We start from the raw sequence: 11,967 nt of genomic DNA, 5'->3' as shown, positions 1-11,967 counted from the left end.
TCAGGCCCCGCCATTGACGAAGGCCATGTCGGCCACCGTCAGGGGTGTGTCGCGGAGACTGCGCATCACCGGAAAATTCTCGGTCTCCTCGGCCGTCCGGACGAGTTCGATCGCCACGTCGAAGCGCTCTCTCAACGCGGCGATGATCGCGTCGACCAGCACCTCCGGCGCCGAGGCGCCAGCCGACATGCCGACGACGGGATGGTTGCCGCCCAACACTTCGAAGGGAATCTCCTGCGGCCCCTGGACGAGCACGCCCTTTGCCGAGCCGGCGCGTTCGGCCACCTCGACGAGCCGCTTGGAGTTCGACGAGTTGGGCGCCCCGACGATGAGGAAGAGGTCTGTCTGCGGCGCGGACGCCTTCACCGCCTCCTGGCGGTTGGTGGTCGCATAGCAGATCGATTCCGAGGACGGCGCGGTCATCGCCGGAAACTTCGCCTGAAGGGCGGCAACGATGTCGGCGGTATCGTCGAGTGACAGCGTCGTCTGGGTGACGAAGCCAAGGGCCGACGGATCTTCGGGCGCGAAGGCCGCGACGTCCGCGACGGTCTCGATCAGGCTGACGGTCCCGGGCTGAAGCTGGCCCATGGTGCCGACCACTTCCGGGTGGCCGCGATGGCCGATCAGGACGACGTGGCGGCCGCGCTTGACGTGCAGCATCGCCTGCTTATGGACCTTGGAGACCAGCGGGCAGGTCGCGTCGAGATAGAGCATTTCCCTTTCGCTGGCCGCCGCGGGGACAGACTTCGGCACGCCATGGGCGGAAAACACCACCGGCTGGCCGTCGTCGGGGATTTCGTCGAGTTCCCGGACGAACACCGCCCCCATCCCGCGCAGGCCGTCCACCACATATTTGTTATGGACGATCTCGTGTCGGACATAGACCGGCGCGCCGTATTTCTTCAGCGCCAGCACGACGATCTGGATCGCCCGGTCGACGCCGGCGCAAAAGCCGCGTGGCTCGCACAGGCGCAGGGTCAGCTTCGGCTTGGTCGGCGCGATAAAGGACACGATCTCTCCAACGTCGATGGGCGGATGCCCGTCCGCTTCGCTCCGCGGACGACGGCCCGAATGAAGGCATCCGACCTCGGCCTGTCAAGCCGGGCCGTCAGGCGGGGCGGCGATATCGCCTCGCCACCATCATTCCCGTCATCACCACGAGGGCGAGACCGATCCCGTACCAGGTGACGGCGTATTGCAGGTGGTCGTTGGGCAGCGAAACCACCGTCGTCCCGCCGACCGGCCAGCCGCCTTCGGCCCGGCCGGGACCCGCGTCGACGAAGAGCGGCAAGAGCCTCGTGCCCTCGGGCAGATCGACGCCGGCGGCCATCGCCGGAAGATCCTGCCAGAAGAAGATGTCCTTGGCGGGTTCGTTGTCCGGCGTGAAGTAGCCGGGCTTTTCCGATGGCGGGACTCGGGCAAGGCCGGTGACGGTGACGTCCCCCGAAGGCTGACCGGCGCGGCGCAAAGCCGGGTCGCGCAGGTCGTAGGGGACGAAACCGCGATTGACGAAGACGAGGTCTCCGGCCTCCGTGACCAGCGGCACATAGACGTTCCAGCCCGCCTGGCCCTCGAATGTCGACAGGAAATACCGCTCCTCCGCATTGAGGAACCGGCCCGTCAGAGTCACCGGCGTGTACTGGACCGCCTCCCCCGCCGCGAAGCGCCGCTCCAGCGTCGAAAGATCGATCGGCTCGGCATGGATGCGGCCCTCGATCTCCGCCATCAGGCTCTGCTTCCAGAAGAGCCGCTCGACCTGCCAGGTGCCGAGTGAGAACAGGATGGCGATGCCGAGGAGGCAAAAGGCAAGGGCGGTGAGGAAGCGGCCCCGGCTCATCGGTGCTTCGGCGAGTGCGCGCTCGGCTTCCTGATCAGGCATGTGCTCGTCTGAGCTCCGCCCTCGGCCAGAGCCGCCGGCCTTCCTTTCGCTGCCCGCCACCTCAGGCGCTCCCGTCGCCGTCGTCCGAGAGCCGGCCCTCGGCCGCGTGGTTCTTGTACTGCAGGCCGATCATCGTGCCCTTCAGAACCCGAAGCAGTGGCAGGCTGAGGATCAGGGTCAGGGGAACCCACAGGAGAAAATGCACCCAGAGCGGCGGCGCGAGCGAAACCTCCATCCACAGCGCCACGCCGCAGACGACGAAACCGATGATCAGGATCACGAAGACCGCCGGGCCGTCACCGGAATCGGCAAACTCGTAATCGAGGCCGCAGGCCGAACAGCGCTTCTGGAGCGTCAGGAAGCCCGCGAACAGCTTGCCCTCGCCGCAACGCGGGCAGCGGCCGCGCGTCGCCGCCTTCACGGGGTCGGCCTCGGCGTGAAGTGCGCGATCCTCGGCCATCAGACCATCCTTGAAAAACGCCGAAGGCGGCGCAACGCCGCCTTCGTGATCTTAGCTAGCGTCCGTCGGCCGAAGACCTCGCCGGAACATCCCTTGGGTCTCAGGCGTCGAAGACCGGTGCGCCCCAGCCGCCCCAGACATAGATGCAGAAGAACAGGAACAGCCAGACGACGTCGACGAAGTGCCAGTACCAGGCAGCGGCCTCGAAGCCGAAGTGCTTCTGCGGCGTGAACTGGCCGGCCATAGCCCGGATCAGACAGACGATCAGGAAGATCGTGCCGATGATCACGTGAAAGCCGTGGAAGCCCGTCGCCATGTAGAAGGTCGAGCCGTAGATCGAGCCCGAGAAGGCGAAGGGGGCGTGGGCATATTCGAAGTACTGGACGTAGGAGAAGATGACGCCGAGCACGACAGTGAGCGCCAAGCCGAGCTTCAGGCTCTTGCGGTCGTTGTGGAGCAGCGCGTGATGCGCCCAGGTGACCGTCGTGCCGGACAGAAGCAGGGTGATCGTGTTGAAGAGCGGCAGGTGCAGCGGGTCGAGCACCTCGATGCCGACAGGCGGCCACTGACCGCCGAGCACCTGGGTGCGGGCGGCCTGCACGGCCTCGTTCGGAAACAGGCTGGCATCGAAGAACGCCCAGAACCAGGCGACGAAGAACATCACCTCCGAGGCGATGAACATGATCATGCCGTAGCGCAGATGCATCGACACGACGGGAGTGTGGGCGCCCTCCTGACCCTCCTTCACCGTGTCCGACCACCAGGCGAACATGGTGTAGAGCACCACCGCCAAGCCGAGGAAAAAGATCCACGGCGTCGCGAGGTTGAGGCCGAGAAGGTTGAAGTCGAGGCCGCCATGCCAGCGCATGAAGCCGACGGCGCCGATCATCATGATCAACGCGCCCATCGAGGCGACGAACGGCCACGGGCTCGGATCGATGATGTGATAATCGTGTTTCTTCGCGTGCGCGTCCACCATGGCTCTCCCCGCTCAGTCCCCTTGTCGGCTAACCGGCCACTCGCCGACCCAGCCAGCCCTTGCTGCCGAGCCGGTCTGTATCGCACCGGCACGGCATACTCCAGCACTCTCGTCGGCGCGGCAAAGCCGCGCCGTATTCAACCCTCAACGCCCTTTGCCGTCTCGTCCTCGCTGCTCGGCGCGGTTGCCACCGGCGCCGGATCGTCGACGGGAAAGAAGGTGTAGGACAAAGTGATTGCCAGAAGATTCTTCAGTTCTTCCGAATCGGCCATGTCCGGATCGACATAGAAGACGATCGGCATTTCCACCTTTTCGCCCGGCTGCAGTGTCTGGTTCGAAAAGCAGAAGCAGGCGATCTTGTTGAAGTACAGCCCCGCAGCATCGGGCGTGACGTTGAACAGCGCCTGGCCGGTGATCGGGCGGTCCGACTTGTTCTCGACGTGGTAGGAAACCTGCGTCTTTTCGCCGAGATGGACACGCACTTCCCGCTGGTTCGGCCGGAAGGTCCAGGGCAGGCCCTCGGCGACGTTCCCGTCGAATCGCACCGTCACCTGCTTGTCGCTCACCGTCGTCGGCGCAGCTTCCGCCCGCTGGGTGGTGCCGCCATAACCGGTGACCTGGCAGAACAGTTGGTAGAGCGGCACCGAGGCGAAGGCCGCGCCGACCATGCCGGCGGCGAAGGCGGCGCAGGCCACGGCGATGATGATACCCCGCCTGCCGGCGTCGCGTTGCCGTGAGCCCGTCGGCTGTGGGGCTGAAGTGCTGTCCTCGGTCATGACGCCATCTTTGCCAGAGTGACGAGATAGAACACCACCACCAGCGCCACCAACACGACGCCAATGGCGATCGAGCGGTTGCGCCGCGCCTTCTGCTCGGCCTGTGTCAACCTGATGCGATCCTCACGCTCCACGATCAGCCTCCGACCGCCAGGGTGATCGCCGCATCGACGAGCAACATGGCGAAGAGACCGAAGAGATAGAGGATCGAGAAGCCGAAGAGCTTCTTGGCCGGGATCATCTTTTCGTCGCCATCGGCCATCTTCAGCACGGCGATGGCGTGGCGCAGGAAGTTGAGGCCGAGGAGGATCGAAACGACGCCATAGGCCGGGCCGGCATAGCCGAGGAAGAACGGGGCGGCGCCGACAGGCGCAAGCACGACGGAGTAGGCGAAGATCTGGATCCGGGTCGCCCGTTCCCCGGCGACGTTCGGCAGCATCGGCACGTTCGCCGTGCCGTAATCACGCAACTTGAACAGCGCCAGCGCCCAGAAATGCGGCGGCGTCCAGAGAAAGATGATGAGGAAGAGGATGGTCGATTCGAGCGACACCGTGCCGGTGGCAGCGGCATAGCCGATCATCGGCGGGAAGGCGCCCGCGGCGCCGCCGATGACGATGTTCTGCGGCGTGAAACGCTTCAGCCCCATCGTATAGATCACGGCGTAGAAGAAGATCGTGAAGGCGAGGAAGCCGGCCGCGAACCAGTTGGAGGCCAGGCCGAGGAGGCAGACGGAAAGCAGGGAGAGCGCCAGGCCGAAGGTCAGCGCCGCTTCGCCGCTGACCCGGCCGGTCGGCACCGGGCGCTTTGCCGTGCGGCTCATCAACGCGTCGATGTCGGCATCGTACCACATGTTGAGGGCACCAGCGGCGCCGGCTCCGACGGCAATCGCGAGGATCGAGATGATCGCCAGCGTCGGGTTCATCTGCGCCGGCGCGACGACGAGGCCGGTCACCGCCGTCAGGACGACGAGCGACATCACCCGCGGCTTCAGGAGGGCGATGAAATCCTTCGGCTCCGAAAGGCTGATCGCCTCGCGCGCTGCCATGGGAGCCTGGGTATCGATCAACGTCAAAGCGATCCTCGATCATCGTAGCCGGGGCGATGGCCCCGAAATCCGGCGCTACGCCGAGGTCGATCCCTCCGCGCCACCCCGGCTTTGCGTCGCAGACCTGACGCCGTCGGCGTCGATCCAGCCCGGGAGTCGGCCCTACCGCGAAGCGCACCCCGACGTGGGAGCGCGCCTCGGTTTTCTCTTTCTTGCGGATCAGCGGATCCGCGGCAGTTCTTCCCACTGATGGAAAGGCGGCGGTGACGGCAGCTGCCACTCGAGCGTCGTCGCACCCTCGCCCCAGGGGTTGGCTCCGGCGACGCGCTTCTTCGAGAAGGCTTCCCAGACACCATAGAGGAAGACCAGAACGGCGAAGCCGGAGATATAGGAGCCCATCGAGGAGACGAAGTTCCAGCCGGCAAAGGCGTCCGGATAGTCGACGTAGCGACGCGGCATGCCGGCGGCACCGAGGAAGTGCTGCGGGAAGAAGACGAGGTTCACGCCGACGAAGGTGAGCCAGAAGTGAACCTGCCCGACCCGCTCGTTGTACATGTAGCCGGTCATCTTCGGGAACCAGTAGTACCAGGCCGCGAAGATCGCGAAGACCGCGCCGAGCGACAGGACGTAATGGAAGTGGGCGACGACATAGTAGGTGTCGTGCAGCACCCGGTCCATGCCGGCATTGGCGAGCTTGACGCCCGTGACGCCGCCGACGGTGAACAGGAAGATGAAGCCCACGGCCCAGAGCATCGGCACCCGGAAGGAGATCGAGCCGCCCCACATCGTCGCGATCCAGGAGAAGATCTTGATGCCGGTGGGCACCGCGATCACCATCGTCGCGAAGACGAAATAGCGCTGCGTGTTGAGCGACAGGCCGGTGGTGTACATGTGGTGCGCCCACACGACGAAGCCGACGACGCCGATCGCCACCATCGCATAGGCCATGCCGAGATAGCCGAAGACCGGCTTCCTGGAGAAGGTCGAGATGATGTGGCTGATGATGCCGAAGGCCGGCAGGATCAGGATGTAGACCTCGGGGTGACCGAAGAACCAGAACAGGTGCTGGAACAGGATCGGATCACCGCCCCCGGACGGATCGAAGAAGGTCGTGCCGAAATTGCGGTCGGTCAGGAGCATGGTGATCGCGCCGGCGAGAACCGGCAGCGAGAGCAGAAGCAGGAAGGCAGTCACCAGCACCGACCAGGCGAACAGCGGCATCTTGTGCAGCGTCATGCCCGGGGCGCGCATGTTGAGGATGGTTGTGATGAAGTTGATCGCGCCGAGGATCGACGAGGCGCCGGCGATGTGCAGCGCGAAGATCGCCAGATCCACCGCCGGGCCGGGATGGCCGCTGGTCGACAGCGGCGGATACATGGTCCAGCCGGTGCCGGCGCCGTTGGCGCCCGCGCCACCGTCGACGAACATCGACAGGATCAGCAGCGGAAAGGCAGCGGCGAGCAGCCAGAAGGAAATGTTGTTCAGCCGCGGGAACGCCATGTCCGGCGCACCGATCATGATCGGCACCATCCAGTTGGCGAAACCGCCGATCAGCGCCGGCATGACCATGAAGAAGATCATGATCAGGCCGTGGCCGGTGGTGAAGACGTTGTAGACTTCGGGATTGCCGAAGATCTGGAGCCCCGGCTCCTGCAGCTCCATGCGCATCACGACCGACAGCGCGCCGCCGATGACGCCGGCGCAGATCGCGAAGATCAGATAGAGCGTGCCGATGTCCTTGTGGTTGGTCGAATAGACCCAACGCGTCCAGCCATGCGGCTTGTGATCGTCATGGGCCTCGTGGGCGGCACCATATGCCATGATCTTGTCCCTCTAACCCGAAAGTTTCAGCGCGACGCGACTTCGGCGCCGGTCTTGGCGGCGATCGCGGCGCTCAGCGCCTGATTGGCCCCTTCGACATCCGACGCGGCAGCCGCATACCAGGTAGCGAACTGCTCCTTGGAAACGACGCGCAACCCGATCGGCATGTTCGCATGATTGGTACCACAGAGCTCCGAGCACTGGCCGTAGAACATGCCTTCGCGCGTCGCCTCGAACCAGTATTCGTTGATCCGCCCGGGCACCGCGTCGACCTTCACGCCCATCGACGGCAAAGCGAAGGAATGGATCACGTCGCCGGAGGTGGAGAGGATACGGATCACCGTATCGACAGGCACGACCATCTCGTTGTCGACGGCCAGAAGCCGCGGATATTCGGAAAGATCGCCCTTCGCCGCGGCGGCGGCATTCTGGTCGGCGAGCGAGTCGGTCAGCTGCGCCAAGGGATAGGAACTGAACGACACCGGCTCGGCCTGCGCCTGCGGAGAGGTGTTGCTCGGCTGATATTCATAACCCCAATACCACTGGTAGCCGGTGGCCTTGACCGTCAGCTCCGGTTCGCTCGGCGGATTGTACTGGGCCGTGAGAAGCTGGAACGAAGGAATCGCCAGGAACAGAAGGACGATCACCGGAGCCAGCGTCCAGATCACCTCGATGGTGGTGTTGTGGCTGGTGCGCGACGGCGTCGGGTTCTTGTCGGCGCGGAACCGGTAGATGCACCACGCGAGCAGCGCGGCGACGAGAATGGTGATCGGAATGATGAAAGCGAGCGTATAGTCGCTGAACCAGTGGATCTGCTCCTCGATCGGCGACAGTGCCTCCTGGAGCGTGATCTGCCAGTTGTGCGGCTGGCCCGGCAGCACCGATGCCCCATCCTGTGCCATGACGGCGCCTGCCGACGAGAGCAATGCCGCCGCGGCAATGGTCGATCGTCTCACTTGCATGTTCTCCCCTCGCAGCACGTCCGGCACCGAAGTCCGCAGTGCCGACGCACTATGCCAACACGCGACCGGTTTCCCGTGTTGAATCGTCCTAAACTTCGGTGACCCGAACGCTTCAAACCACGAAACCCGGCAAACCGCAACTCCATATGCGCAGCGAAAGCTTGCGGCGAATTCGCCCGCCAGCGAGCCGAAACGTCTTGATTTCAAGAGCAAAGCCGGCGTTCGGCAATGACGCTCCGTGGTATGCCCGAAGCGGCGGGGGCTTTCGGTCGCAACGCCGGCATCGTAAGCTTGATCCGGCAGTAGGACGGGCGGTCGTCGTCGACCGTCGCCACCTTGACCCCGGCCGTGCTTCGGTTGAACCCATCCACGCAACTGATTCGGATTTCGACATGATCACAGCGCCGCGACCGCTCGCCCTCGCCGTCTGGACGGCAGCCTGCTTCGTCTTCCTCGCGAGCTCGTTGCTCGCCGGCCCCGCCGCGGCCCAGGCCGGCGCCACCGGCACCGTGAAGTCCCGGCATGGCAGCTGGGCGGTGGTCTGCGACCATCCCGCCGGGGCGAGCGACGATCAATGCGCGCTGCTCCAGAACGTCGTCTCCGACGAGCGGCCCGAGCTCAACCTGTCCGTCGTCGCGCTGAAGACGGCGGACGGCAAGGCTCGTATCCTCAGGGTGCTGGCTCCGCTCGGGGTACTCCTTCCCCTGCCCGACTACGGCCTTGGCCTGATCATCGACGGCAAGAGCGTTGGCCGCACCCAGTTCACCCGCTGCTTCGCCGACGGCTGCTACGCCGAAGTGCCCCTCGACGACACGCTCTTGAAGCTCATGACGGACGGCAAGGAGGCGGTGTTCACCTTCTTTCAGTCGGCCGAGCCGAACGGCGGCATCGGCATCTCGGTCGATCTGAAGGGATTTCGCGAAGGTTTCGACGCCTTGTGATCTGGGCGGCTCTTCGTCTTGGATCTACCGGATGCGCCGGCCGGGCTGACCAGGGCGAGACTCCGCCAGCCTGTCATTGGCACGGCGCCGGCCGGGACCCTATCTGGCAGAAAGACGACAGACGAAATTGCCGCGCGCTGAACCCGTGGCCGAGAAAGATGAGCCGATGTCCGCTTCCCTGCTCGAACGCTTCGACCTTTCCCGCGAAGGCGTCGAGGCCGTCCTCGCCGACACGCTGAACGGTGCCGACGACGGCGAGTTGTTCCTCGAATACCGCGAATCGGAATCGCTGGCCTTCGACAACGGCCGGCTGAAATCCGGCAACTTCTCGATCGACCAGGGCTTCGGCCTCAGAGCCGTCGCCGGCGAAGCGGTCGGTTACGCCCATGCCGGCGACTTTTCGGCCTCGGCCCTGAAGCGCGCCGCCGACGCCGTCGCCGCGGTGAAGACCGGCCACAGCGGCACCGTCGCCGAGCCCCCTGCCGGTACCAACGCCAAGCTCTATGGCGACGAGAATCCCATCCCCTCGCCCGGCTTCGAGGCCAAGGTGAAGCTGCTCACCGAGATCGACGCCTATCTCCGCGCCAAGGGCGACGACGTCCGCCAGGTCTCCGCCACCCTCGGCGCCACCTGGCAGACCGTCGAGATCCTCCGGGCCGACGGGCGGCTGGTGAAGGACGTCCGCCCCCTCGTCAGGGTCAACGTCTCGGTGGTCTGCGGCAAGGGCGATCGCCAGGAGAGCGGCTCCTACGGCGCCGGCGGCCGGCGCGGCTTCGGCGAGTTCCTCGCCGACGGCTCATGGCAGCACATCGCCGACGAGGCGCTGCGCCAGGCGCGGGTCAATCTCGAGGCGGTGCCGGCGCCGGCCGGCAGCTTCGACATCGTTCTCGGCGCCGGCTGGCCGGGGGTGATGCTGCACGAGGCGGTCGGCCATGGGCTGGAAGGCGACTTCAACCGCAAGAAGACCTCCGCCTTCGCCGGCCTGATGGGCCAACAGGTGGCCGCCAAGGGCGTCACCGTCATCGACGACGGCACCATCGCCGAGCGGCGCGGCTCGCTGACCATCGACGACGAGGGCACGCCGACCAACCGCACCGTACTCATCGAGGACGGCAAGCTCGTCGGCTACATGCAGGACCGGCAGAACGCCCGGCTGATGGGCATGGCCGCAACCGGCAACGGCCGGCGCCAATCCTACGCCCATGTCCCGATGCCGCGCATGACCAACACGATGATGCTTGAGGGCCCACATACCAAGGAAGAGATCCTCGGCTCGGTGAAGGACGGCATCTATGCCGTCTCCTTCGGCGGCGGCCAGGTCGACATCACCAGCGGAAAATTCGTCTTCGGCTGCACCGAGGCCTACCGGATCCGCAACGGCAAGATCGCCGAGCCGCTGAAGGGCGCCATGCTGATCGGCAACGGCCCGGAGGCGATGCACCGCGTCTCGATGGTCGGCAACGACGTTGCCCTGGACACCGGCATCGGCATGTGTGGCAAGGCCGGCCAGGGCGTCCCCGTCGGCGTCGGCCAGCCGCATTTGCGGATGGATCAGGTGACGGTGGGGGGAACCGAGGCGGGTTGAGAGGCACCAAGCAGCCGACGAAGCTGCCTACTGCCTCCGAAGCTCCGCGCCCTGGACGGTCGGTCCGTTAGCTGTGGGGCATTCCCGGATGCCGACATTCGGCCAGTTGCGGCTCGATCCGTGGCTTCACCGACACACGAAAGCCGGTGTCGGTTATGGATGGCCGCATGGACGCCGATCAGACGTGACTGACGGCGCGATTGTATTGTCCGATCACCTGTCTGATTGAGTGAGTGACGAGCGCTTGGGGATGCGCTGGGCAGTTGCCGTCCCTGACGTCCCGATAGAGCCAGCTCAGATACTGGCTGATCAGCGTCTTGGGTATTGGCTGCGAGCCGAACCGTGCGATCAGCCGCTCGACGGCTCGTTGCGCTTCCGGATGTGGCCAGTAGTAACGGATCCGGTCGCTATAGCTGTAGTGCCGCTGCCGGCGCATCTCCGCCTCGTCGCCATGATAATGGCCCCGCCAGTTCTGTGGGTCGGCCAGCATCAGCCGTTCCATCGCCGTCCGCAGGCCTTCATCCTCGGGCACGCCATGAAGCGCGGCGCTGATGGCGTCGAGGCCATAGAGCGCTTCGCGCAGGGCGAAGGTCAGGCCGGGTCCGACCTTGAGGATTGCAAATCCATCCCCAACCAGCTCGGCGAGGGCGCTCTCCGGCTGATAGTCCGTCGAATGAGCCTCGAAAACGAACTGCAGCAGGGTCTTAAGCGAGGCGGCGAGCGACCGCGCCGCCGCCCGGTCGTAGACGTGGACGCTTTCCGACCCGAACTCGACACCCGGTTGGACGACGAGCCCGACCGCCCGGTCGAAGGCGGCCGCCATCCCGGCCTCCGCAAAGGCAGCGCGATGCACCTCCACCGTCTGCAGGACCGCTTCGGGCGGGGTCGGCTGCAGCGATGACAGCGTCTCGGTGGCGCCGCCCGGCGTCGGGACCTCCGTGCCGATGACATAGCGCGGCACCGCGCCGCAGCGCTCCGCTGCCGCCTCGGCGGCCCGGGCAAGCCGCGCCGCCCGCACCGCCGTCACCTCGTCAGGCAGCGCCGCAGCCTCGCCGGCGCAGCCCATGCTCGTGTCGAGATGGATCTTGGAAAAGCCGGCTTCGACATAGGCGCCAACCATGACCTCGGCCCGCCGCAGCGCGTCTTCCGCGGGAAGATGCTTCCAGGGGTTCGGCCCGAGATGATCGCCGCCGAAGATGATCCTCGACGTGTCGAACCCCGTCCGTCCGGCGATCGCCTCGACGAAATGCCGGAAGTCCGACGGCGTCATGCCGGTATAGCCGCCGTCCTGGTTCACCTGATTGCAGGTCGCCTCGATCAGCACCGGCCAATTGCCCTCCGCGGCCTCGAGAAGCGCCGCTTCGACGACGCGCGGATGGGCCGAGCAGATCGAGACGATGCCTTCACCTCGCGTCCGGTTGGCGTCTGGCAAATTGGCAAGGATGTCCGCAGTCATCGCATTCTCCGGTTCGGCCTATGGCGACGATCAATCAATACCAATCAAAAAAATGATTGACAA

General features: G+C 65.4%; 12 protein-coding genes. 2 read left to right on the top strand and 10 right to left on the bottom strand.

What is annotated here, in order from left to right; all coding sequences use genetic code 11:
* From ispH to coxB, 9 genes are all read right to left on the bottom strand, one after another.
* Positions 1-1,002, bottom strand: a complete 1,002-nt coding sequence (ispH, locus tag GTK09_RS18690) for a 4-hydroxy-3-methylbut-2-enyl diphosphate reductase (protein ID WP_312869925.1) — start codon at positions 1,000-1,002, stop codon at positions 1-3.
* Between the two features lie 106 nt (positions 1,003-1,108).
* The gene (locus GTK09_RS18685; protein ID WP_163464954.1) at positions 1,109-1,879 is read right to left on the bottom strand and encodes an SURF1 family protein; all 771 of its coding nucleotides are present in this window, start codon (positions 1,877-1,879) and stop codon (positions 1,109-1,111) included.
* Positions 1,880-1,940: 61 nt separating this feature from the next.
* Positions 1,941-2,339 (bottom strand): DUF983 domain-containing protein, encoded by a 399-nt coding sequence (locus tag GTK09_RS18680; RefSeq protein ID WP_163464953.1) that lies wholly within the window; start codon positions 2,337-2,339, stop codon positions 1,941-1,943.
* Between the two features lie 100 nt (positions 2,340-2,439).
* Positions 2,440-3,318, bottom strand: a complete 879-nt coding sequence (locus tag GTK09_RS18675) for a cytochrome c oxidase subunit 3 (RefSeq protein ID WP_163464952.1) — start codon at positions 3,316-3,318, stop codon at positions 2,440-2,442.
* Positions 3,319-3,455: 137 nt separating this feature from the next.
* Positions 3,456-4,094 carry a cytochrome c oxidase assembly protein gene (locus GTK09_RS18670; protein WP_163464951.1) on the bottom strand — a complete coding sequence of 213 codons (639 nt, stop codon included), beginning with the start codon at positions 4,092-4,094 and terminating at the stop codon, positions 3,456-3,458.
* Positions 4,091-4,228, bottom strand: a complete 138-nt coding sequence (locus GTK09_RS27215) for a cytochrome c oxidase system small membrane protein (RefSeq protein ID WP_203561105.1) — start codon at positions 4,226-4,228, stop codon at positions 4,091-4,093. The genes GTK09_RS18670 and GTK09_RS27215 overlap by 4 nt, the downstream gene beginning before the upstream one ends.
* Positions 4,229-4,230: 2 nt before the next feature.
* Positions 4,231-5,166, bottom strand: a complete 936-nt coding sequence (locus tag GTK09_RS18665; RefSeq protein ID WP_376768014.1) for a heme o synthase — start codon at positions 5,164-5,166, stop codon at positions 4,231-4,233.
* A gap of 192 nt (positions 5,167-5,358) precedes the next feature.
* The gene (gene ctaD, locus GTK09_RS18660; protein ID WP_163464950.1) at positions 5,359-6,960 is read right to left on the bottom strand and encodes a cytochrome c oxidase subunit I; all 1,602 of its coding nucleotides are present in this window, start codon (positions 6,958-6,960) and stop codon (positions 5,359-5,361) included.
* A gap of 26 nt (positions 6,961-6,986) precedes the next feature.
* Positions 6,987-7,922, bottom strand: a complete 936-nt coding sequence (gene coxB, locus GTK09_RS18655) for a cytochrome c oxidase subunit II (protein ID WP_163465011.1) — start codon at positions 7,920-7,922, stop codon at positions 6,987-6,989.
* Positions 7,923-8,314: 392 nt separating this feature from the next.
* On the opposite strand from coxB, the gene GTK09_RS18650 reads away from it, so the two are divergent.
* Both GTK09_RS18650 and tldD read left to right on the top strand, forming a co-directional pair.
* A complete protein-coding gene (locus tag GTK09_RS18650; protein ID WP_163464949.1) occupies positions 8,315-8,863 on the top strand; it encodes an invasion associated locus B family protein in 549 nt (182 codons plus the stop codon).
* A gap of 166 nt (positions 8,864-9,029) precedes the next feature.
* Positions 9,030-10,448, top strand: a complete 1,419-nt coding sequence (gene tldD, locus GTK09_RS18645) for a metalloprotease TldD (protein ID WP_163464948.1) — start codon at positions 9,030-9,032, stop codon at positions 10,446-10,448.
* Positions 10,449-10,626: 178 nt separating this feature from the next.
* On the opposite strand, the gene GTK09_RS18640 is transcribed toward tldD, so the two are convergent.
* Positions 10,627-11,904 carry a D-tagatose-bisphosphate aldolase, class II, non-catalytic subunit gene (locus tag GTK09_RS18640; RefSeq protein ID WP_163464947.1) on the bottom strand — a complete coding sequence of 426 codons (1,278 nt, stop codon included), beginning with the start codon at positions 11,902-11,904 and terminating at the stop codon, positions 10,627-10,629.
* Positions 11,905-11,967 lie beyond the last annotated feature (63 nt).

The sequence above is a fragment of the Jiella pacifica genome, assembly GCF_010500815.1.
GTDB classification, from domain to species: Bacteria; Pseudomonadota; Alphaproteobacteria; order Rhizobiales; family Rhizobiaceae; genus Jiella; species Jiella pacifica.
This window is presented reverse-complemented; position numbering and strand designations above follow the sequence as displayed.

Bases quoted from the DNA above. Each gene is read 5' to 3' on its own strand.
- GTK09_RS18685 (WP_163464954.1), bottom strand. From the start codon at position 1,879: ATGCCTGATCAGGAAGCCGAGCGCGCACTCGCCGAAGCACCGATGAGC.
- GTK09_RS18680 (WP_163464953.1), bottom strand. From the start codon at position 2,339: ATGGCCGAGGATCGCGCACTTCACGCCGAGGCCGACCCCGTGAAGGCG.
- GTK09_RS18675 (WP_163464952.1), bottom strand. From the start codon at position 3,318: ATGGTGGACGCGCACGCGAAGAAACACGATTATCACATCATCGATCCG.
- GTK09_RS18670 (WP_163464951.1), bottom strand. From the start codon at position 4,094: ATGACCGAGGACAGCACTTCAGCCCCACAGCCGACGGGCTCACGGCAA.
- ctaD (WP_163464950.1), bottom strand. From the start codon at position 6,960: ATGGCATATGGTGCCGCCCACGAGGCCCATGACGATCACAAGCCGCAT.
- coxB (WP_163465011.1), bottom strand. From the start codon at position 7,922: ATGCAAGTGAGACGATCGACCATTGCCGCGGCGGCATTGCTCTCGTCG.
- GTK09_RS18650 (WP_163464949.1), top strand. From the start codon at position 8,315: ATGATCACAGCGCCGCGACCGCTCGCCCTCGCCGTCTGGACGGCAGCC.
- tldD (WP_163464948.1), top strand. From the start codon at position 9,030: ATGTCCGCTTCCCTGCTCGAACGCTTCGACCTTTCCCGCGAAGGCGTC.
- GTK09_RS18640 (WP_163464947.1), bottom strand. From the start codon at position 11,904: ATGACTGCGGACATCCTTGCCAATTTGCCAGACGCCAACCGGACGCGA.